18 protein-coding genes and 1 pseudogene are annotated in these 21,980 nt (G+C 42.3%); 13 read left to right on the top strand and 6 right to left on the bottom strand.

Annotated elements, in window-relative coordinates; translation table 11 throughout:
* Positions 1-64 precede the first annotated feature (64 nt).
* The 3 genes from JMX89_RS02820 to lipB form a co-directional block, all read right to left on the bottom strand.
* Complete coding sequence (locus JMX89_RS02820) at positions 65-529, bottom strand: LMBR1 domain-containing protein (protein WP_149492709.1); 465 nt, start codon at positions 527-529, stop codon at positions 65-67.
* 135 nt (positions 530-664) lie between these two features.
* A complete protein-coding gene (locus JMX89_RS02815) occupies positions 665-1,195 on the bottom strand; it encodes an inorganic diphosphatase (RefSeq protein WP_020443289.1) in 531 nt (176 codons plus the stop codon).
* Between the two features lie 186 nt (positions 1,196-1,381).
* The gene (gene lipB, locus JMX89_RS02810) at positions 1,382-2,239 is read right to left on the bottom strand and encodes a lipoyl(octanoyl) transferase LipB (protein ID WP_149492708.1); all 858 of its coding nucleotides are present in this window, start codon (positions 2,237-2,239) and stop codon (positions 1,382-1,384) included.
* A gap of 435 nt (positions 2,240-2,674) precedes the next feature.
* Between lipB and JMX89_RS02805 the strand changes: the two genes are divergently transcribed.
* From JMX89_RS02805 to pncB, 5 genes and pseudogenes are all read left to right on the top strand, one after another.
* Positions 2,675-4,147: a coniferyl aldehyde dehydrogenase gene (locus tag JMX89_RS02805; protein WP_201550792.1), complete on the top strand. Its 1,473-nt coding sequence runs from the start codon at positions 2,675-2,677 to the stop codon at positions 4,145-4,147.
* A gap of 263 nt (positions 4,148-4,410) precedes the next feature.
* Complete coding sequence (locus JMX89_RS02800; RefSeq protein ID WP_201531305.1) at positions 4,411-6,351, top strand: glycine betaine ABC transporter substrate-binding protein; 1,941 nt, start codon at positions 4,411-4,413, stop codon at positions 6,349-6,351.
* 109 nt (positions 6,352-6,460) lie between these two features.
* Complete coding sequence (locus JMX89_RS02795) at positions 6,461-7,375, top strand: ATP-binding cassette domain-containing protein (protein ID WP_201531306.1); 915 nt, start codon at positions 6,461-6,463, stop codon at positions 7,373-7,375.
* Between the two features lie 569 nt (positions 7,376-7,944).
* Positions 7,945-9,780 (top strand): annotated as a pseudogene (msrAB, locus tag JMX89_RS02790) (bifunctional peptide-methionine (S)-S-oxide reductase MsrA/peptide-methionine (R)-S-oxide reductase MsrB).
* Positions 9,781-10,185: 405 nt separating this feature from the next.
* Complete coding sequence (gene pncB / locus JMX89_RS02785; RefSeq protein WP_149492704.1) at positions 10,186-11,427, top strand: nicotinate phosphoribosyltransferase; 1,242 nt, start codon at positions 10,186-10,188, stop codon at positions 11,425-11,427.
* A 39-nt stretch (positions 11,428-11,466) separates the two neighbouring features.
* On the opposite strand, the gene xseB is transcribed toward pncB, so the two are convergent.
* From xseB to JMX89_RS02770, 3 genes are all read right to left on the bottom strand, one after another.
* Positions 11,467-11,712 (bottom strand): exodeoxyribonuclease VII small subunit, encoded by a 246-nt coding sequence (xseB, locus tag JMX89_RS02780; protein WP_201531307.1) that lies wholly within the window; start codon positions 11,710-11,712, stop codon positions 11,467-11,469.
* 58 nt (positions 11,713-11,770) lie between these two features.
* Positions 11,771-13,315, bottom strand: coding sequence for an exodeoxyribonuclease VII large subunit (gene xseA / locus JMX89_RS02775; RefSeq protein WP_201550790.1), 1,545 nt, complete (start codon positions 13,313-13,315; stop codon positions 11,771-11,773).
* A gap of 199 nt (positions 13,316-13,514) precedes the next feature.
* Positions 13,515-13,883, bottom strand: a complete 369-nt coding sequence (locus JMX89_RS02770) for a hypothetical protein (RefSeq protein WP_011513429.1) — start codon at positions 13,881-13,883, stop codon at positions 13,515-13,517.
* 366 nt (positions 13,884-14,249) lie between these two features.
* Here JMX89_RS02770 and JMX89_RS02765 point away from each other — a divergent pair, with 366 nt between their 5' ends.
* The 8 genes from JMX89_RS02765 to JMX89_RS02730 all read left to right on the top strand — a co-directional run bounded on the left by JMX89_RS02765 (position 14,250) and on the right by JMX89_RS02730 (position 21,798).
* A complete protein-coding gene (locus JMX89_RS02765; protein ID WP_201550784.1) occupies positions 14,250-14,909 on the top strand; it encodes an alpha/beta hydrolase in 660 nt (219 codons plus the stop codon).
* A gap of 240 nt (positions 14,910-15,149) precedes the next feature.
* Positions 15,150-16,256, top strand: a complete 1,107-nt coding sequence (gene zapE, locus JMX89_RS02760) for a cell division protein ZapE (RefSeq protein WP_020443299.1) — start codon at positions 15,150-15,152, stop codon at positions 16,254-16,256.
* A gap of 182 nt (positions 16,257-16,438) precedes the next feature.
* Entirely contained in the window at positions 16,439-17,098 is a 660-nt protein-coding gene (locus tag JMX89_RS02755) for a nitroreductase (RefSeq protein ID WP_201531309.1), read from the top strand.
* A 198-nt stretch (positions 17,099-17,296) separates the two neighbouring features.
* Entirely contained in the window at positions 17,297-18,592 is a 1,296-nt protein-coding gene (locus tag JMX89_RS02750; RefSeq protein WP_201531310.1) for an NAD(P)H-dependent glycerol-3-phosphate dehydrogenase, read from the top strand.
* Between the two features lie 99 nt (positions 18,593-18,691).
* Entirely contained in the window at positions 18,692-19,150 is a 459-nt protein-coding gene (gene sixA / locus JMX89_RS02745) for a phosphohistidine phosphatase SixA (RefSeq protein ID WP_201531311.1), read from the top strand.
* Positions 19,151-19,267: 117 nt separating this feature from the next.
* Entirely contained in the window at positions 19,268-20,581 is a 1,314-nt protein-coding gene (gene gspL / locus JMX89_RS02740) for a type II secretion system protein GspL (protein ID WP_201531312.1), read from the top strand.
* 2 nt (positions 20,582-20,583) lie between these two features.
* Positions 20,584-21,144: a type II secretion system protein GspM gene (gene gspM / locus JMX89_RS02735; protein ID WP_201531313.1), complete on the top strand. Its 561-nt coding sequence runs from the start codon at positions 20,584-20,586 to the stop codon at positions 21,142-21,144.
* A 252-nt stretch (positions 21,145-21,396) separates the two neighbouring features.
* Positions 21,397-21,798, top strand: a complete 402-nt coding sequence (locus JMX89_RS02730) for a DUF4870 family protein (RefSeq protein ID WP_227500764.1) — start codon at positions 21,397-21,399, stop codon at positions 21,796-21,798.
* Positions 21,799-21,980: the final 182 nt, after the last annotated feature.

Below are 21,980 nucleotides of genomic sequence, written 5' to 3'. Positions count from 1 at the left end.
ACCCTTCAAACCTATTAACAGACTACTTAAAACAGACTGCTATAATGGAACCACTTATAAAAGACTAGCCAAACACACGCCACATTATCCAAAATAACCCAGCCATAATGATAGCAATGATGAGTAGTCGCTTTGCCCAGTAGGGCAGTAGGGGTTTTTTATAGCCTAAATCATTGAGCTGACTGTCAACGCCTTCTTGTAGGCTTTGGAAGCTTTGCTCCGTTGGTGTGCTTTTTACTTTACTCTTAATCAAGCGCTCAGTATCATCTTCGACTGTTTCTCTATCAAAGCTCATGGCTTGACTAGGAATGCCTTGTTTATTAGCGATACTGTTTAATTTTTGCTGCTGCTGATTTTTGAGAGCAAGCTCGTATGCATCGATGCGAGATTTTGCAGCATCCATACTGATATTTTCGTCGGCGGCTAACGTCTTAATTGCCATGACCAGATTGCCTTTTTCGACCATCATAACAACCGTTTTCGGTAATTTTACTTTGGCAGGTTTTGAGCCTGAATCAGAATCAAACATGACTGTCCTTATTTGAGCATGATAATAAGTAGATTGGGGTATTATAACCTTGTTGTACAGTCAAAATTCAAGCAAAAAAATACCGCAGTTATCATTATATCTGCGGTACTGTTATCAATTTTATTTCATTTTAATTTATAAATCTTTCCAGCGTTGGATAGACTCTTTAATGACTTCTTTGGCTTCTTCTACGTCACCCCAAGATTCAACCACCGTTGTACCTGCTTTTTTGAGGTCTTTATAGTGACTGAAATGGAATTCTAGCTGATTGATCAGCTGCTTTGGTAAGTCCGCTAGACTGTTATAAGCATTGCCTGTATCACGGTCGTCAGCAGGTACGACGACGATTTTGTCATCGACTTCGCCATCATCAACGAACTTCATCACACCGATGACTTTCGCTTTTAAGAAAATACCAGTCGGTAAAGGCTGTTCTGTGATGATAAGCGCATCTAGCTCGTCGCCATCTTCATCAAGAGTTTGTGGGATAAAACCATAGTTGCAAGGCTTGGCAAAAATCTGTGGGTCAACACGATCAAGCTCAAATACGGCCAATTCGCGATTCCACTCAATTTTATGGCTACTACCAGCTGGGATTTCTATTACGACATTAATAATGCCGCCGTCGACGTCGCCTGCGTCCAAAATTTTGTTAAAATCTGCCATAAAATACTCCAATATGCTTTTGTTATGAATGTTTGAATCGTAAAGGGTTAAAGTCGGCGTATAAGGTTTGTTACTGCGCCCAATTTGTACCGTGTGCGATTATAACAAGTTTGAATCAAATTTTCTCAAAATGCTTAAGTCTAAGCGCGCACGATATTATGCAAAAAAGGATTATGCAAAAAATACCTATTTTGGTGCTAATTCACGCAGTGGTATCTGTCCTGTATGACGTTTTGCAATATTTTCGATGAGCTGTTGCGTAAATTGCTCGTAGGTAAGTGTTTTTTTGTCATCGGTAAGCGGTAGGTTATTTGGCTGTATATTGGTCGCTTGGTTCATGTTAACAAAATCCGCCAAACGCAACATTTGCATGCCAGCATAACCACAAGGGTTGATAGCATTAAATGCTGATAAATCACAATCTAAATTAATGGCAATACCATGGTAGCTAAAGCCATGCTTGATTTTAAAGCCAAGCGACGCGATTTTGCCAATCATAATGGTATTATCAACTTCTATCTCATCACTAGTAGGAGCGCTGTCCGTTTCTGTAGCCATATCAGCATATAGATAGACACCTGGGGCATCACGGCGGGCACGGGCGCTGATATGGTTGGTGTCAGTTGATGCTGTGCTCTTGAGACAGTCATTGACCACATCCTCAATCGCTTGCTCAGCGTGTGAGACCATATTGCGCACACTCCAGCTGATACTGTCCAAATCAAACAGCCAATACATAACCAGCTGACCATGTCCATGCCATGTTACCTGACCACCGCGATCCGTCTTGATGATAGGCGTATTAGTACGTTGCAGGATATGCTCTTCTTTACCTGCTTGCCCAAGAGTATAAACGTCATTGTGATCGACAATCCATAACTCGTCAGGCGTACGCAGTCCTTGCTCTTTTTTAAGAGAGATACGCTCTAACGTGCGTGATAGCATGGCATCAAGAGTAGCCACATAGTCAGCAGCAGTGAGTGACTTTGTGATGAGATTTTCATTAAGTGGTTGCGTATTAAGCGCCTGCATAGTATTTGGCATGAGAGTGGCTGTCTTATGTTTTTGTTATGTAAAATGGGCTATCTATTTTTAATATTACTGTCATTGAGTGTAGCAGTTTTCATATTGTCGCCCAAATTTTAATTTTAATTATATTGAACTGGAAAAATATAAAAGAATAAAATAGCCACAAAAGGCCACCTTGTAGTGAGCAGATACGCATCGTATACAAACCCATGGGTGCATTAAAGATGCTGTTCATTCAGGGATCAATGGGCTACATTAAATGGTACTAAATAAAAGTAATATCTAAGAAAATGATGTTTTAGCTTTATTCACTATTAGGCTGTGTTACATAGATAACACGTTTACAAGGATAATAGAGTCATATCAGTGATTCTTAGTGTCTAATACTAGCTATAGAGTCTTAAATTTGACAAAACGTGCTGACTCTCACGTATACGACAAGGAAGATATATGACAGACAGCGATCAAAACAATCAGCTTCAAGCGATGCATCCTAAATACGATGAGCACGAAGGGCTTAGTATTATCAAAACCGTGGCAGATATGCAGTCACAGTTTTCACGCATGCAAAATCTAAGCCGTACTCAGCCTATCAATGATTGGGCAACGCGTAGAGACCAACTCGATAATCTAGAGCTGATGCTGAGTGACAATCAACAGCTACTTGCTAATGCTATCAGTGCTGATTTTGGCTATCGTAGTGAATCAGAAACTCAATTTGCCGAGCTGTTTCCGAGCTTTACGGGTATCAGTCATGCCAAAAAGCACGGTAAGAGGTGGATGAAGGCGCAGCGAGTATCGATTTCAGCACTATATATGCCAGCCCATAATGAGATTTTGCCACAGCCATTAGGTGTGGTTGGTATCATGGTACCTTGGAACTATCCTTTATTCTTGGCGATAGGACCGATGATTGATGCGATTACCGCTGGTAACCGCATCATGATTAAAATGAGTGAAGCGGCGCCGCAATTTGCGCAAACGTTTGCAGAAACCATTTCACGTTATTTTTCAGCAGATATGGTTTGTGTGGTCATCGGTGAAGTTGAGATTGCAGCGGCTTTTAGTGAGCTGCCTTTTGATCACCTGCTCTATACCGGCTCTACTGCTGTTGGCAAAAAGGTAATGGCAGCGGCAGCACCAAATCTAACACCCGTCACGCTTGAGCTCGGTGGCAAGTCGCCAGTCATAGTACTAGAGGGTGCTAACTTAGAAAATGCTGTCAATCGCGTGATGATGGGTAAGACCTTAAATGCTGGTCAAACGTGTATCGCGCCTGACTATGTACTGATTCAGCGCCAATATCATGATGAATTCGTGCGTCTGGCAAGAGAGTGGATGGAGAAACACTATCCCAATATTGAAAGCAATCCTGATTACTCACGCATTATTAATGTTCAGCAGTTCAAGCGTGTTAAAGGCTATTTAGAGAATTTATCCAGTGAAGGTGTCTATAGACTCACTGATGCGACGTCTAATCTTGAAACGCGTCTCATGCCACCAGTTATTGTCAGCGAGCCTGCGCCTGAGAGTGATTTGATGCAAAACGAGATATTTGCACCCGTTTTACCACTCATGCACTATGACACTCTTGATAATGCGATTGCATTTATTAACGCCCGTCCACGACCGTTAGCGCTATATGTCTTCGGTGATAATAGCCGTGATATCGATAAAGTACGCACCAATACGGTATCGGGCGGACTATGTATCAACGAAGTGATTATGCATGTAGCGCAGCATGACTTGCCGTTTGGCGGTGTTGGCGATTCAGGTACAGGCGCTTACCATGGTAAAGCTGGATTTGATCGTTTGAGTCATATGAAACCTATCTTTGTACAATCCAAATTGAATGGGCTAAATATATTGTTACCGCCCTATGGTGGCTTATTTAAAAAGGCAATGGCGCTGTTTTTGAAATAGTAGTTTAAAATAGTTGCCTTATTGAATAGATAGTATTTATTCACATTCATCCATCAATAGCATCTACTACGGTAGGTGCTATTTTTTTTGTCTAAAGAATCATTTGTTATCAGTGTTATAAATCGCTACACTTTGTGGTAACACTAAACGATAGTTTTGTTTGTTTTAGATAAAAATCAGTAGTAGATGATAGGCTTATTAATTGCTCAAATTAGGATAATGACAGCTATTTTCATAATAAAGATAATGAATAGGATAACGCCGTGCGCCAATGGATTGCATTTAGCTTATTGCTTATAAGCTCGCTCTTACTGTCTTTGCCAGTATCAGCTGCTGTGCCAACATGCCAAGCACCGATTAAATTTGGGGCATTGACATGGGAGAGTGGTCAGTTTACAAGCGGTGTTTTAAAATACATCATTGAGAGCGGCTATGGCTGTCAGGTAGAAGAGGTGCCGGGAGCAGGTCCTGCACTTGAAACGGCATTGTCGCAAGATGATATCCAAGTCATTGGAGAGCAGTGGGTAGGGCGCTCACCCATCATGACACAAGCTATTGAGCAGAATAAAGTCGCTGTCATTGGTGACACGCTTAAGGGCGGTGCAACCCAAGGTTGGTATGTTCCTAAATATGTACTGGACGAAAACCCGGGTCTACGCCGTTATCAAGATCTGCCTAAATACGCTGAGCTGTTTAAAGACCCTGAAAACCCCAGTAAATCACGCTTTATGAACTGTCCATCTGGTTGGACGTGTGAGATTTTTAATACGCGATTGCTCAAAAATACTGGCTTGGAGAGTGATTTTAATAATGCCCATCCCGGCACAGGTGCAGCCCTTGATGCCGAAATTGCCTCCGCTTTTGAGCAGCATAAGCCACTCTTATTTTATTACTGGCAGCCGACAGGTTTGATGGCAAAATACGATTTTGCCGCATTAGAATTTCCTGCCCATGATGACGCCTGCTGGCAAGACTTATTGCTTGCTGATGGCACAGCTGATTGCGTGTCTGGATTCCCTGTATCGCCCTTAGGTATCGCTGTATCTACCCCGTTTATTAATGCCAATCCTGAGCTTGCAGATGTTTTCAAAAAAATCCAATTTAGCCCCGCTGAGCTTAATGGTGCTATTTTAGAGATGAGTGAAAGCAAACGTAGCGGAGAAGAGCAAGCCTTTGTTTTTCTGCGTGATAACCCCCAAGTTTGGCAGAAGTGGTTATCGGACGAGGCAGCTACCAACCTTGCAGCTAAATTAGGTATTAGCTTAACGGGTGCTGCTATCGTGACTGATAAAACAGCATCTAGTACGAACCTAGCAGACCCGTCATCTATCTTCCCTTCATGGTCACTTGAATCTCCACTGAATAACACCTTAGCCAGCGTTGTTCGCAATCATGGCGACGTATTCCGTACGATCAGTACTGTCGCCTTAACGTATTTATTGCTTCCTATTGAGCGCCTATTAACGCTTATCCCACCATGGCTAATTATTGCCCTTGTGACGGTATTGGCATGGTTTGCTGTACGCAAGATTTGGTTTGCCTTAGGATGTGGTGCTGGGTTGTTCTTGATTGGGGCATTTGGATTATGGGGGGCGTTAATTGATACCTTGGCACTGCTCATCGTTTCAGTATGGGTGACGGTGGTTATTGGTATTCCTATCGGCATTGCCATGTCAGGAAGTAAGCTATTGCGTAAGGTTGTGACGCCTATATTAGATGTGATGCAAACCATGCCAAGCTTTGTTTATCTGATACCGGTACTGATGCTGTTTGGAATCGGTAAAGTCCCAGCGCTGTTTGCCACCATTATTTATGCATTACCGCCGCTTATTCGTCTGACGACCTTGGGTATTACTCAAGTGAATCATGAAATGGTGGAAGCAGGGCGCTCGTTTGGCAGTACGCATCTGCAATTGCTTATTTGGATTAAGCTACCACAAGCGCTGCCCAGTATCATGGCAGGGGTGAATCAAGCTGTCATGATGTCACTGTCCATGGTGGTATTGGCGTCCATGATCGGAGCGCCAGGTCTTGGTGAAGATGTATTGCAATCTATTCAAACGCTCAATATTGGTCAAGGCTTACAAGCAGGTACGGCGATTGTCATTGTGGCGATTATCATTGACCGCATTACTCAGGCGTTTGGGCAAGGTAAGCGTGCGCGCCAAAAAACCATTGAAGCTGGTAGACGCCCGATTGGTTAGCAGTTATTTGCAGACATAATAATGCCTTGTGTCGGTTTTAAAATAACTCAACTACATGAATCAATCTTAATAAATAACAACTCTAAAAATAAAAACAAAGAGAACGACAATGAATCATATTCAGCTAGAAAATATCAGTAAGATATATAACGCCAGTCACGCACAAGCAAAAATGGCATTGGCATTGCTGGCTGAGGGTATGGATAGTATTGCGGTAAAAGAGCAAACCGGCTATTCGGTCGGGCTTTATGATATTAATTTGGCGGTCAAAGCAGGCGAGCTGCATTGTATTATGGGGTTGTCAGGCTCCGGCAAGTCAACCTTGATACGTCATATCAATCGTCTGATTGATCCAACCAGTGGCAAGATATTGGTAAATACAGATATCAATGCTAAAAACTCTGTGACTAAAATAGTATCTAACTCAGTAGTTACAAATAAAGATGTCTTGCCAGTAGAGAAAGGAGAACCATCTTCTGCTATTAATATCTTAGCGCTCAATGATAAAGAGCTTCAGCACTATCGTCAGCAAACGGTCAGTATGGTGTTTCAGCATTTTGGTCTGGTACCTCATATGACCGTCATTCAAAACGTCGCCTATGGCTTGCGGGTGCGAAAACTGAGTCTCAAGGAGCGGCATGAGATAGCTCGGCACTGGCTGAATGAAGTTGGTCTATCCAATCTAGAGCGTAGCTATCCCGATGAGCTGTCAGGAGGCATGCAGCAACGCGTTGGGCTGGCACGTGCTTTGGCAATGGACAATCCTATATTGCTCATGGATGAAGCCTTTTCGGCGCTCGATCCTTTGATTCGCGCTCAACTACAGGATCAATTATTAGAGCTACAAGCACGATTGAATAAGACGATTGTGTTTATTACCCATGATATTGACGAAGCCATCAAGGTAGGTCAGCGTATTAGTATTTTGAATGGTGGACGTTTGGTGCAAACAGGCACATCAAGCGACTTACGTCATAATCCCACTGATGAGTATGTCGCTAGATTTATGGGTGCTAAGCAGTAGGTGTATATAGTCGATTCATTTTAAAAAAGATACAGTGCTATTGGCTATAATTTTTTCTTGCTTGCTGTTCGCAGGCGTGACAGAGGCTGCAAAAAATTTATAGCCAATAGCACGTTATTACAATCGTATCGCTTTTATTTTGAACTGACTATATAGCGACTTATGTTATCGTTATTATTTTCTAAAAGGTAGGTTTTTGCTAAAGTAATCTATCACTCTACTATTTCCATGCTGTTAAAAAAGTGTAGCAGCATCTCTTTTACTATTAAAAAAAACTCCATTATCAGTATATACTATTAAGATACTCTAATATGGAAGTCATACTTAAAGCATGTCATATCTTTATCTAAGCTAAAGCCACTACAGATACAGCATTAGGTTTCAACTCTAGCCTCACACTCTATTTATATTTTGTCTTATAGCTTTTACTAAGCCTGACTCACCCTTTTACAGTATGTTTATCGCTCCAAAACCTTTACTCATTTACTTTAACTAATAGCGCAAGAAGACCATAAGCTGCCCTACAGCATGTAGCTTATAGTCGTAAGACTTCGTCAAAAGGATATCTCATGCCACATAAGAAAAACCATCATGATGCGAATAATCATAACACTAATAGTCATGAAAATAAGAACGCTAATAATTCTGCGATAGCCTCACCGCAGGCTGCGTCACGTTGGTTAAAGAATATCAGTGCGTTTGGCGTCACGACGGTCTTGAGTGCAGGCATATTGGTAGCGTGTGGACAGATGAGTAGTGCAGAGAATAACGTCAGTAGTAGCACGAGCAAGCAAAATAGTGGCGTGAAAAGCTCACGTGATATGTTGCCATCTGATATGCTCAAAACAATGCAAGCATTACCGCAGTTGACTAAAGGTTTGGGTAAAAATGGCGCTGCTGTGATTGACCCTAATAAACCCACCTTGGTTAAGTTTTGGGCGAGCTGGTGCCCATTATGCTTAGGGACGCTAGCAGAAACTGAAGAATGGCGCACGGATCCTAAATTTTCTGGTTTAAATGTCGTCACTGTGGCAAGTCCCGGTCATCTGAATGAAAAAGCCGATGGCGAATTCAGCACTTGGTATGCTGGCGTGCAAGCCGATTACCCTAAGCTTCCTGTATTGATTGATGCCTCAGGTGAGCTGATTAATACGCTTGGCGTACAGGTTTATCCAAGCTGGGCAATACTCGATAAAAACGGTAATTTGGTGCATTTGGTCAAAGGTAATATGTCAGCAGAGCAAGCCTACGCCCTTGCTGAAAATGCGAATAATGATTTTGCTGAACTCAAAGCTGGTAGTGCTAAGCCTGCAAATGTCCAAACATTAGATAACAACAGTAAAATTGAGACTATTAAGCAAAAAGATGGCGTTTATTATAATGACAAAGGTAAGGCGATTAACACCCGCTCAATCTACCTAGCAGGTGGCTGTTTCTGGGGCGTAGAAGCCTATATGGAGCGAGTCGCTGGTGTCGTAGATGCTGTGTCAGGCTATGCCAATGGCGACACAGTCAACCCAAGCTATGAGCAAGTAATCCGTGGTTCAGGGCATGCCGAAGCAGTCAAAGTCACCTATGATGCTGATAAAACGGATCTGGATACGATTTTAAAGTATTATTTCCGCGTGGTTGATCCAACCAGTTTAAACAAGCAAGGTAATGATCGCGGCGTACAGTATCGTTCAGGGGTTTATTACACCGACAAAGCAGATAAAGCAGTAGTTGATGCTGCAATCAAGCGTGTGCAAAGTCAATATAAGCAAAAGATAGTCGTTGAAAACAAAATATTGGACAACTTTTACTTAGCTGAGATGTATCATCAAGATTATCTAGCGAAAAATCCGAATGGCTATTGTCATGTGGATTTAAGCCTTGCTGATGACAAGCCTGAAGACACGGCACGTACTAAGCTTTCACCAGTCACTACTGTCGCTGAGACGTTAGATCCTAAGCGTTATGCTGGGTTTGATAAAGGCGCGCTAAAAAACACTTTGACCAAAGCACAATATGATATCACTTAAGATGCAGGCACCGAGCGGGCGTTCAGTCATGAATATGATAACTTGTTTGCACCCGGTGTCTATGTCGATGTGGTCAGCGGTGAGCCTTTATTCTTATCAACCGATAAATATGCCTCAGGCTGTGGTTGGCCAAGTTTTACCAAGCCAATTGATAAGCAAGTGATTACGCAACATGACGATATGGCATTTAACATGGTACGTACTGAGATTCGTTCACGAGTAGCGGATTCGCATCTGGGTCATGTGTTCCCTGATGGTCCAAAAGACCGTGGCGGTCTGCGTTATTGCATCAATGGCGGTGCATTGCAATTTATCCCAGTTAATGTGATGCCTCAGTCAGGCTATGCGCCACTGGTGAAGTTGGTTAAACCTGCGAAATCTTAGTAAATAACATGGTTTAATAATTTTATAAAAAGACGTTAAGAATATTCTTAGCGTCTTTTTTATAGGTGATAGGCAGCTAATAATGTGATGAATACTGCTATGAATCGTAGTAATTTTGCTGCAATCCATAGTGAACTCTGAAAAATAATCTAAAGTTCGTTATACTCAAACGCTTATGATTGTTCTATCAGTAATATATATAGTCAAAATACTCTAGAAACGCTACGGTACTGCTGGTACAAATTTTTTGCAGCCTCTGTCTGCGTAGGCACAGCAAGCAAGAAAAATTGATATCAGCAGTACATAATGTGTCGATATTACTTTTCATTTACTATATCGTTATGTCCACCTATTTATCGCTTGCTTCGTTTAGCGATTTTTCATTTTTGTATTTAAGGCTGTAACATGACCGTTACCCATACTTCTACTACTTTTGAGCCTATTATTACCTCGTTACTTGATAACGACTTGTACAAATTTACTATGCTACAAGCCATGCTACATCAGTTTCCTCAAACCCATGGTGTCTACCGCTTTCGCTGCCGTAATAATAAAGATGCGGCTTATCCACTTGCTGATATTAAAGAGCAATTAGAGCAGCAACTAGACAGCTTATGTGAATTGCGATTTTTAGAAGATGAACTAGAATACTTACGTGGCTTACGCTTTATGCGTTCAGACTTCGTTGATTACTTGGAATTGTTTAAATTAAAACGTCGTTTTATCACGGTGACTACCGACGACAAAGGTCGTCTATTTATCGATATCGAAGGTCCGATGATTCAGGCGATGTTCTTCGAAGTATTCGTACTAGCCATTGTCAATGAGCTATATTTTAAAGTATTAACGGATGCAAGTGTGCTTGAAGAAGGGCAGCGCCGCTTAGAGAAGAAAGTGGAGTTGTTACATCGTTATGCTGCCGAACAAGCAGGCAATAGCCGTGATATTCCTCCTTTTATCGTTGCTGATTTTGGTACACGTAGACGGTTTAATAAAGACTGGCAAGCTCATGTGGTTGAGACTTTGCACAAAGCTGAGCCAAATATAGTGGGCGGCACGTCCAACGTTTATTTGGCAAAAAAGCTTGGCATGACGCCCATTGGTACCATGGCGCATGAGTTTATGCAGGCATTTCAGGCACTGGATGTGCGTTTGCGTGATTCGCAAAAAGCGGCGCTTGAAGCTTGGGTACACGAGTATCGCGGTGATTTGGGTATTGCGCTGACTGACGTCGTTGGCATGGATGCGTTCTTACGCGATTTTGACTTGTATTTTGCCAAGCTCTTTGATGGTTTGCGTCATGATAGCGGCGACCCGTATCTTTGGGGTGATAAGGCGATTGCTCATTATCAAAAGCTAAAAATAGATCCAAGAACCAAAGTGTTAACTTTTAGTGATGGCTTAGATCTGAATAAGGCGTGGGATTTGCATCAGTATTTTAAAGGTCAAATCAAAACCAGCTTTGGTATTGGCACCAATCTCACCAACGATATGGGCATCACGCCATTGAATATTGTTCTGAAATTGGTTGAATGCAACGGTCAGCCAGTGGCTAAACTGTCTGATAGTCCAGGCAAGACAATGATCAATAATGATACCTATCTTGCCTATCTGCGCCAAGTGTTTGAAGTTGACGAGCCTGAATAGCTTTCATTAAAAGCCATTTAGGCACGACAAAACGGCTGTTTAGCTCTCGCTTGCAACCGTTTTGTTTTCTTCAGAAAATGCGGCATCTAAAGCTTGTTGTACTGCGTTGATACGAGTCTCGCAAATGCGATAAGCGGCAATTGATTCTTCAACAGTGGTCATGAGATTATCAATATCAGGCTCATCTTGTTGCTGCAATTCAGCAGCATTGGTTTTTAAGATATCGTAGGCCGCCTTAAAAGTTTTTGGGGCGGCTTTTTTGCGTTTGCGAGTAGGGGTAGTCATAAGGTTTCCTAATATCTAAAGTAAAAGTAATAAATAATCGTGAAATATTATTATGGGGTTAAGTTGAAGCTTCTGTAAATTCTGTGGGCTTCTTATCCATTTTAATGTCAATGATTTGTGCTTTTGCTTTACCGTCTTTTAGGACGATATGAATGGTCTGCTCCGGGTAAAGTTGGTTGCTACTGGTCAGTATTCGTTGGTCCTGTTCATCAGTCAGCATGCTATAGCCCTGCTTAAGTACGCGTGACGGTCGATGCAAGAGTACAATATCACGCAGATGTGCGCTATCACGCTGCGCTTGTATTAACTGCTGCTGAGCACTTTGCATAATAATTTTCTGATGATTTTTACTATAAGTAGAGGCGAGTGAAAGTTGTTGATAAGCAGAGGCTTGAGTCTGTATATGCAGCTGGCTTGCTTGTCTGGCAGCTTGTTTCACTTGACGATGTGCACTTTGTTGGATACTACGCCACGCATAAGCACTGTCTTTTTGTAGTGCCGTTAATTGACCAATGGTTTGCGATTGTATTTGGCTCAATTGGCGCGCAGTTTGTTGTTCAGCTGTATTTAATTGACGCTGAGCAGCTTGTTTGATCTGCATTTGATATTGCAGTGTCTGAGTGACCAGCTGTGCTAAATGGGCCATGATAGCCGCAATGACTTTTGATGGCGTATCAAAGCTAGTATGAGCCACTTCATCTAAGATAACTTTGTCACGCTCATGACCAATCCCAACCCAAACAGGGATAGGTTGCTCAGCAACCAAAGCGGCAAGCTCATAATCGTTAAGATAAGCCAAGTCACCGACAGCGCCACCACCACGGATAATTACTAATAAATCTGGTAGGCGCTGATAAGTATTTTCAAATTGCTGCTGAGCACTGATGATTGCTTGACGAATCTCCGCTGGGGCATGATTGCCTTGAAAAGTGGCGTTATGATAATGGAAATGACAAGCGCCTGTACTAGCGAGTCTATTGGCGTCCGCTTGAAAATCGCCTAGCCCTGCGGCTTTTTCAGGAGCGATGACCAACACATGCTCGATATCAAACGGAGTTGGCAACTGCTGATTCAGGTTTAATAATCCTTCACCTGCCAAGCGGTCAACCATCTCAGCATATTGACGCGCTAAATCGCCTAACGTATAGCTTGGGTCAATGTCTTCAATGGTGAGAGAGAAGCCGTATTGCGCATGGAAACCTGCCGATACCTTTAATAAAACCGTCAAATCACGGTCAAGTGGCATACCCGTTGCGCGCTCAAACTTGGCTAAAACCCGCGCCGCTTTAAAGCGCCATAGATTGCCACGGCAGCTGGCAATGACTTTGCCGTCGTCATCTTTTTCTGCCAATTCAAAATAATAATGCCCACCTTTACTGGATAAATTTCGTATCTCAGCTTTGACCCAAACACGGTGATTAAAAGTTTGCTTGATCACCATATCGACCGCTGATAAGTAATCACTAAGGCGCAGGACAGTATCTTCTAAGTTACCTTCTAGACTGTTTTCTTGTTCCGCCAACTCCGCCTCCAAGGTCGCTAAATCTTTGGCAGGCGCTAATACTTTAGTGTGCTTGGTATTTGACAGGTTGGGTTTGCGCATAATAATAGACCAAAGATAGTGAGGGCTTAGAGACGGGTTAGGTGACGTAAAAGATAAGATAGGGTAGTTTAACCTAAAAGCCTCTACACAAAAAGCAAAGCCAACAAGCAGCGATTGATATTGTATCTTTATCGCAAGCTTATTGGCTCTAAGTTATCGCTAATACACTACATATATAACTGCAGCTTTATGACATGACTTACTGACAGCGGAAACTGATCATATACTCATAGTCATCATCACGTGATAAATTTGGTGAGCCTGTGCCAAGGATGGTACCGAGCACGGCACTCGCTTGACCAATCATACGCCCTGTACTCTCATTTAAGATGCCATTATATTTCACTTGATCCTCAACGATAATCACCTGTTTGCCTCGGCAAGTAGTCTTAGCACTATCTAGTGCGTTTTGCTGAGCTTTTATCTTGGTCTTGGCAATACCAGTTGTTTCATAAATAGAGTTGGCACGTTGAATAACCGGCGATGAAGGCGTGGTCTGACAGGCACTCAAAGTGAGGGCAGCGACTAAGGTGGCTGCTAAGGTAGCCGTTTTATTAAAAGTCTTCATAAGTATTTCCTAATTCCAGTAAAGTAAAAATGAAAGCATGAACCTAAAAGTGACACACAAATACGTTAAAGCTTTTATCAAACGATGAATTTACCCTATTGATATATTGAGTGTCTAGACGGTTATTGTGTTCGATATTGCGCTTGTATTACCTACCGAAATAGACAGCTATAAAGGTGCGCTAAGTTTGCCCAAAAATCATAATTAATGTCTGTCTGAAGCAATATCTGTCTGCTATATTTTTTGACAATTTTCTATGATTAATAGTAAAAATTCGACAGATAGCGGCAATACACAGCAAATCACTTGAAATATAAACCATATCTAGGATAATTGAGCTATTCATTCTTAACTAATAAGTATTATATGCAATTGATTCCCGCTCCTGCTGGCGTGTTAGAAGTTGACGCGCTTTGGCAACAAGACAATTCTAATGATCCAAATACGGATACCGTTGCGCTGCTTTGCCATCCCAATCCGTTGTTCGATGGCACGATGAATAATAAAGTGGTGACGACCATGTACCGCTTTGCTCGTGATAATGGCATGCACGTGGTACGTTTTAACTTTCGCGGTGTTGGACAATCAACAGGTGAGCATGATTATGCAGACGGAGAAGTAGTTGATGCATTGACCGTGCTACAATGGATTGCTGAGCAAACTCCTGCACGAAAATTATGGCTTGGTGGTTTTTCATTCGGCGGTTATGTGACAGCGCGAGTGGCTGAGCAAGTGCTGGTGTCGCCGCACATATGGGGATTGGATGATTTTGAGATATCTAAGATTGCTCTCATTGCTCCCTCAGTCGAAAAAAATGACAGCAGTGATATAGACTTACCCGCTGATAAAACCTTTGAGATTTATGGTAATGCGGATGAGGTTATCAACCCAAGCAATATGCAAGATTTTGCTGAGCGCTTGGGGATTGATGTCAGTATCGTTGATGGCGCAGGACACTTTTTCCATGGGCGTTTGTCTGAGCTGAAAAAGCTTTTGGAGCAGCATACGTATAACGGCGATATATAGTATTTAGAGAGCGCTTAATACTCTTTAAGCTACCTAAAATAGCTTTGCGCTAATCAGTATTGTTAAGAGTTAACGGATTATTTTTACAACCTTAAGCTGTGTTAACCTAAAGAATGGTTGTGATAAGCCATTCTGATAAACCAGTTGCTACTATCTCAGTGTAAAAATCATAAGTTAGTAGCGATTGTCGGTATTAATACTTTATTCTGATATTTATTTTGTTTAATGATGAGTCGTATTATGAGTTTATCTCCCTTACAGCGTTATGAGCAAGCCATCAGCACGGATGAGTTTACTCGTGATGAGCAGCAGTATTTGGCGATGAGTTACTTGGATGGTCTTTACCATCAGCTCAATGATAACGCGGTACAGAAAAAAGGCTTTTTTAGTTTTTTAAAAGCAAAGCCTGTTGCACCCAAAGGTTTGTATATGTGGGGCGGGGTAGGACGTGGTAAAACATGGATGATGGACATGTTTTATGATTCATTGACCATTGAGCGCAAGATGCGTCAACATTTTCATCATTTTATGCAGCGGGTACATCAAGAGCTACATAAGCTGCAAGGCGAGAGCGACCCGTTAGAAAAAGTCGCTGATATCATCTATGCTGAAGCGGTGATTATCTGTTTTGATGAGTTTTTTGTCTCTAACGTCTCTGATGCGATGATTTTGGGTGATTTGTTCACCATGCTATTTAATCGCGGTATTACATTGGTAGCGACATCAAATATTGAGCCATCTGGACTCTATAAAGATGGCTTGCATCGAGATCGCTTTATGCCAGCTATTGCCGAAGTTGAGAAGCATACCAGCGTTATGAATATCGACTCCGGTATTGATTATCGCTTGCGTGTGCTGCAACAAGCCGAGCTATACGAGTCGCCCATGACCAAAGCCAATCATCACTGGCTCGCCAACCGTTTTGCTAGCTTGTCTAACAATCAAAAATTCAGCAATGAGCCTATCACTGTTAATGGTCGTGAAATCAGGATTAATGCGCGTACCGATGACATCTTATTCTGCGACTTCCGTCATTTATGCATGGAGCCGCGGTCGGCATCTGATTTTATTGAAATCGCTAAGCAGTTCAGCACCGTACTTATCAATGCAGTGCCAGCGCTCGATGATGATTTGCGGGATCCCACACGACGTTTTATTTATTTAGTCGATGAGTTTTATGATCGCCGTGTCAAATTATTGGTGCGCGCGCAACAGCCGATTCTTGAATTATATCAAGGACAAAAACTGGCGTTCGAGATTGAACGTACACGTTCGCGCCTGCTTGAGATGCAGTCAGAAGACTATCTGAAAATGGAGCATCGTACTGAAGATTCGGACGCAGCATAGATTTTATTCAATGCTTTAAATATTAAAAACCAGTTGTTGTCCAATACTGTTGGCTACTCTATAACAATATAGCAGCAGCTGGTTTGTTTCTACTTATATCCCATAAAACTATAATAATATTACCTATAATGGGCAAATGTGCCTAACCGCTAAACACTTATAATAATGAATAAGGATAGACCATGAGTACCTCTGAAAAGAGTCACAACCATAATAATGATGAGCCAAACAATACCGAAAGTCCGATAGTAACCAACTCACAAGTGACCGATGAACAACTGATCAATTGGATTAAATCGAGGCGCAGTATCGGTAATCTGAGTATCCCTGCACCGACAGAGAGCCAGATAAAAGCCGCTATTGATTGTGCAGTGACTGCCCCAGATCATAAGAAACTACAGCCGTGGCGCTTTATCGTCACACAGGGTAATGCTCGTCATGAGCTAGGTCGTGCATTTTTGGTGGCAGCTGAAGCCAAAGCAGCACAAGAAGGCGATACCCTATCTGAAAAAGATCGGCAAAAAACTTATAATATGCCATTACGTGCACCCGTTATTATTACTGTCGTCACACAAATGCAAGCGCATAAAAAAGTACCACCCTTTGAACAGATGCTTAGTGCGGGTGCGGCGGTTCAAAACCTCATCTTAGCGCTAAAGGCACAAGGTTTTAGTACGGTGTGGCGTACTGGGTTACTCTGTAATGAGCCTGCTGTTAAAGCATATTTTGATGTAAGTGCAGATGATTATGTCACGGCTTTTGTTTATACCGGCAGCAGCCCTTGTGATATGCCAACGCGTAAGCCGATTGATATTGAACCACTGATGCGCTTTGATCAATAAAAGTCTTTATTGCATAATATAGTGGGCAACCAAGAGCATAGCTAAGTAATGACTTAACGAGAATGGCTGTTTGGCTGAGCTAGTAGCCTAAAAAATACTGTTAATTTGTACAAATAATTGTTCATACATTTTGCTGCGCTCACTGTATACTCAGCATAAATCAATTTATCACAAAGTCAGTCAATTCGGATAAAACATATGATAAGCGCTAATGACAAAAGCACAGATACCAACGTAGACAGCACACAAGCTGAGCAAAAAATGGCTGAAAAACAAAATAAATTGTTGTCTGGTATCATTGAGCGTGCTACCAAATCTAGTCTTGGACGTAAAAAGTTAAATCCAAGTGTGGTAGAATCTGCCGTAGCAAAAAAAATGGAAGAGATACATAAAAATCCGACCAAGCTGCGTTTAGTGGTATTAGGCGGCGGTAGCTTTGGCACCGCCATGGCAAACTTAGCGGCACGCAATGGCTGCGATACCACGCTGTGGGTGCGTAACAAGCGTACGGTCAAAGCGATGGCAAAATCGCAAATGAATAAAAAATACCTGCCAGGCTATAAGCTTGATGACCGCCTAAAATACAGTCATGAGCTGCAAGCCGCAGTCAAAGATACGGATATTATCTTCATTGCCGTACCGGGATTGGCGTTTCGCGAAACGCTTAAAAGTATCGCCCCTTTTATTAGTGGGCAGTCTATTGTTTCTTTGACCAAAGGGATGGAAAAAGACACTTTTTCCCTGATGAGTGACATCATCAAAGACGAGCTACCTGAAGTAAATTTTGGCGTGATGTCTGGTCCAAATCTTGCTATAGAAATCATGAAAAATATGCCATCTGCTACGGTAATCGCTAGTGAATCTGAACCATTACGTCATGCCGTACAAGCGGCATTACATAGTGCATTCTTTAGAGTATTTGCTAGTGATGATATCCGCGGTGTTGAGCTTGGCGGCGCGCTAAAAAATATTTATGCCATTGCTATGGGTATGGCAGCTGCTTACGAGGTTGGTGAAAATACCAAAGCCATGATATTGACCCGTGGCTTAGCGGAAATGAGTCGCTTTGGTGTACATGCCGGTGCCAATCCGCTGACCTTTTTAGGGCTATCAGGTGTCGGGGATTTGTATGCCACTTGTAGCTCGGAGTTAAGTCGTAATTATCGTATCGGTAATATGCTTGGTCGCGGGATGACGATTGATGCAGCGGTCAAAAAATTGGGACAAACTGCTGAAGGGGTGAATACCATTCAGCAAGTACATGAAAAAGCCACTAAAGAAGGCATTTATATGCCTATTACTCATGCGTTATATGCCGTCATTTATGAAGACAAAGCGGCGCTTGGTGTTGCCCTGCATTTGATGGAAGCAGGCTTTCGTAGTGATGTTGAATTTGTCATGGAGCACGACCACAGTAATGCTTCGCTGACCGCGCAAATGCAAACTGCAAACAGTCAATCAAAAGAGGATAAAAGTAAGCAGGGTAATAAATAGTAAGAAGTTGTTAGCGCAATAGCAATAGCGTGTCATTAAAAGAGAGTTACTTATAATTTGCACTGGCGATATAACAACAATAAAAAAGGCTGATAACTTATGAAAATTATTTTGATGCGCCATGGTCAAGCAGAAGACGAGACGCGTCCCGATAGCGCCCGCCAGCTGACGGATTTTGGTCAGCAGCAAGCAAAGCAGACCGCAAAATATATCACTACGCATTATCATCCCGATTATTTTTTGGTCAGTCCTTATGCGAGGGCACAGCAAACACTGGTAGAACTCCAGGCACAACTGCCTATTGTTCCATCGAGCATACAAGACAATCTCACGCCGTCTGACGATGCGCGTCAAGCGTTGAATGAGATTGCTGACATTGAAGCTAAGTGTCTGGTGGTGGTTTGTCATATGTCTATCGTTGCTTATATCGCAGGGTTGCTAACCAATGACTATCCTGAGTCTTTTTCTTTGGCAGAAGCACGTGTGTTTGAGATGGATTTTGTGATGGCAGGTATGGCACGCGAGATTGCCCGCTTTGTACCGGATCAGCCTTATTAATATAAGTTATTATTGATGGTTAATAATAGTGCTGCTGTTGATGGTCCTAGATCATCTGCATTTTAGCTAAACGATAGCTTTGATATATTATGGCTTTAATAATTGAGGACACATTTGGTGTTACATGTTTGGTTAAGAGCGCAGCACAGTCCACTAGCGGTCTGGCATGAAGACAATCAACACTGGCAGTTGGTCGAGGGTTGGCAGCAGCTACAGGATATCTATAGTCGCTATAAAGCAAATAGCCAAAAAGCCATTTGTCTTTATTTTCCATCTACCCATATGTTACAGGTCGATACGGAGCTAAACAGCACTCAGCTTAAGCAGTTAGGCAGTAGTGGCAAGCAGTACTTATTTGAAGAGACTTCTTTAACGCCTGTTGAGCAATTGGCTATTCGGCAAATGAGTCATAATAACACCCATCATCTATATGCGCTGGCACAAACTGATATCGAATTATGGCAACAGAGCGCAAAGCTTGCTGGCATGAATATCGTTGCTTTATTGCCTGATTTTCTATTATTGCCACTACCAGAAGAAGGGGCTGGGCAGCAAATCACCCTATATCAAGACAAAGAAACTGTGTTGCTTCGCCAATCTTTATATCAAGGTATGGCAGTCAGCTATTTACCGCTAATCTTTGAGCGTTTTCCGCATTTAAGCGAGGTCTTGATAGTACCTGCCATTGAGGACACTGTTTACGATACCGGCTACGTTTCTGACATTATTGCTACTGATATCATTACGACTGATAATGAGCTTGCTAATCGAACTGAGATTGAAAACTCTATAGCAGCAGGCAGCTTTACCGCGATTACAGCTGACATGATAGCTGAGCATCAACTGTTGTTAATCACACTAGTGACGACGCCAAAACCACTTGATAACGCAGAGCGTCATGCGCTGAACTTTTTTGTTAAGTCAACGGATTCGCAGTTGTCACCTTATCTTCGTGTGGCGCTGATGGTGGCGTTATCGGCACTGGTATTACAGATGGCGACCGATGCGGTGCAGTGGTATCAATATAATGAGGCAACAACTGCGACTAAGACTGAGATTGCGACACAATATCAGTCTTGGTTTCCAAATGAGCCACTCAGTACGCGTACCAAACTACAAGTTCAACTACAACCAAAATTGCGCAGCGATAGCCAAGCACCAGCGTCACACATGGCAGTGCTTTCGCGTATATCCCCTTTGATTAAACAGTCGTCATTAAAGGCGCAAGCATTGGTTATGCAGTCTTCGGCACTTAGCTTTACGTTGATTGCTCCTGATCGCGGCAGTCTTGATCAGTTTACTGCTACACTCGTCGCGCAAGGTCTAACGGCAAAACTAGAGCAAGTGAATGGCAATGAGCAAGGGCAGTTTAGCGGTCAAGTAACGGTCAATGTCGTAGACAACAACAGCAGTGTCGGCAATAAAGGGTAATGATGAAAATACTACAGCGCCGTACCAAACGTAGCACAACGATGCTGCAGACAAGTGCATTATCAGCGCGAATGACAAGCTATCAAAACCTGCTATTTGTACGCTGGCAAGCATTGTCTTCTCGTGACCAGTTGGCTTTGCTATTATTGTCTGCTTTTTTACTACTGTTTATTGGCGGTTATGGCGGTTATAGTATTCATCAGGCAGCCAATCATAGCAAAAGCGAGTACCAAGAGCAGGTTGCTGATTATTTTTGGTTGCGTGCTCAAGCAGGTAATATCGATAGTAATGCGTTAGCGGCTGCCAATACTGCTGATGGTGCAGAGCTGATACCTGCTGCTAGTAGTGTCAACGCGCTGCTAACTAACTCAGGTATTGTAGATGCGCAAGTGATTGCTAATGGTGATACGGTACAACTAAGCTTTAACAATCCGAGTCAAGCAGTGGTGAGTGCTGCCCTTGGTAAGCTTGAACAACAAGGCTGGCAATTCACTCAGTTGTCTATGCAGCAAGATTTACTCACTAAAGCGATTCAGGTTCAGGCTACCGTGACCTCATTATAAAGGGGCAAGGGGTAAGGGGCTAGGAGCATTGGGATAAAGTTTACTCAGAAGTAGCCAATAGCTTTTATGCTAACAAACCCATTTATACAGCAGACCTTATTGAAAAAGTACTTCTTAGACACTATAAAATAGCTATAACAAATGTTTCACTTTAAAATTCATGCCTCATTTATGTGTAGGGTTTTATAATCAGCACTATATGCTATGTATGCCATGACAGGTGATCATATAAATAATCCGATGAGTGATAATATGAACAATAAACAAAGCCGCTCTTTAGTAACGTATAACCACATTACGTATTTATTATATGTACTCAGTTATTTTACTGCCGGTTTGCTGTGGATTGTGCCTATCTTTATGAATTATGCCAAACGTCGTGATGCTGATGGCACATGGCTTGCCACGCACTTTGACTGGCAAATTAAAACATTTTGGTACAGTATTGTGTGGTTTATCGTTGGCATTGGCATCATTACTTTTGCTCTTGGTAGTTTTGGCGTTAGTATGATGGCGGATAGCGGTAATATCGCTGTCGGCTCGGTATTACTAGCAAGCATTGGTTTTATTATTATGGGTGTTGCCTTTATTTGGCATTTATACCGTATCGTGCGAGGCTGGATTGCTCTAGCGGATGGTCGACCTGTCCCTTAATAATTGAGCTACATCTTATTGTAGAGAGTAGCTATTTATAGTCGATTCCAAATAAAATAGATACGCTATATTGCAACGCGGGACTGGAATAAATTTTTCTGGCGTGCTGTGCCTACGCCGACAGAGGGTGCGTAAAATTTATTCCAGTCCCGCTGTACCGTTTTAATACTGAATTCACTATA

It is taken from the genome of Psychrobacter sp. DD43, assembly GCF_904846555.1.
In the GTDB taxonomy this organism is placed as follows: domain Bacteria; phylum Pseudomonadota; class Gammaproteobacteria; order Pseudomonadales; family Moraxellaceae; genus Psychrobacter; species Psychrobacter cryohalolentis.
Note: the sequence above shows the minus strand (reverse complement) of the source record. Positions and strands in the feature narration are given on the sequence as shown.

Excerpts from the sequence above, each read along its gene's own strand:
- JMX89_RS02765 (WP_201550784.1), top strand. The coding sequence starts at position 14,250 with ATGCAATTGATTCCCGCTCCTGCTGGCGTGTTAGAAGTTGACGCGCTT.
- pncB (WP_149492704.1), top strand. The coding sequence starts at position 10,186 with ATGACCGTTACCCATACTTCTACTACTTTTGAGCCTATTATTACCTCG.
- lipB (WP_149492708.1), bottom strand. The coding sequence starts at position 2,239 with ATGCCAAATACTATGCAGGCGCTTAATACGCAACCACTTAATGAAAAT.
- JMX89_RS02755 (WP_201531309.1), top strand. The coding sequence starts at position 16,439 with ATGAGTACCTCTGAAAAGAGTCACAACCATAATAATGATGAGCCAAAC.
- sixA (WP_201531311.1), top strand. The coding sequence starts at position 18,692 with ATGAAAATTATTTTGATGCGCCATGGTCAAGCAGAAGACGAGACGCGT.
- JMX89_RS02730 (WP_227500764.1), top strand. The coding sequence starts at position 21,397 with ATGAACAATAAACAAAGCCGCTCTTTAGTAACGTATAACCACATTACG.
- xseA (WP_201550790.1), bottom strand. The coding sequence starts at position 13,315 with ATGCGCAAACCCAACCTGTCAAATACCAAGCACACTAAAGTATTAGCG.
- JMX89_RS02815 (WP_020443289.1), bottom strand. The coding sequence starts at position 1,195 with ATGGCAGATTTTAACAAAATTTTGGACGCAGGCGACGTCGACGGCGGC.
- zapE (WP_020443299.1), top strand. The coding sequence starts at position 15,150 with ATGAGTTTATCTCCCTTACAGCGTTATGAGCAAGCCATCAGCACGGAT.
- xseB (WP_201531307.1), bottom strand. The coding sequence starts at position 11,712 with ATGACTACCCCTACTCGCAAACGCAAAAAAGCCGCCCCAAAAACTTTT.
- JMX89_RS02750 (WP_201531310.1), top strand. The coding sequence starts at position 17,297 with ATGATAAGCGCTAATGACAAAAGCACAGATACCAACGTAGACAGCACA.
- JMX89_RS02770 (WP_011513429.1), bottom strand. The coding sequence starts at position 13,883 with ATGAAGACTTTTAATAAAACGGCTACCTTAGCAGCCACCTTAGTCGCT.
- JMX89_RS02820 (WP_149492709.1), bottom strand. The coding sequence starts at position 529 with ATGTTTGATTCTGATTCAGGCTCAAAACCTGCCAAAGTAAAATTACCG.
- JMX89_RS02795 (WP_201531306.1), top strand. The coding sequence starts at position 6,461 with ATGAATCATATTCAGCTAGAAAATATCAGTAAGATATATAACGCCAGT.
- JMX89_RS02805 (WP_201550792.1), top strand. The coding sequence starts at position 2,675 with ATGACAGACAGCGATCAAAACAATCAGCTTCAAGCGATGCATCCTAAA.
- gspM (WP_201531313.1), top strand. The coding sequence starts at position 20,584 with ATGAAAATACTACAGCGCCGTACCAAACGTAGCACAACGATGCTGCAG.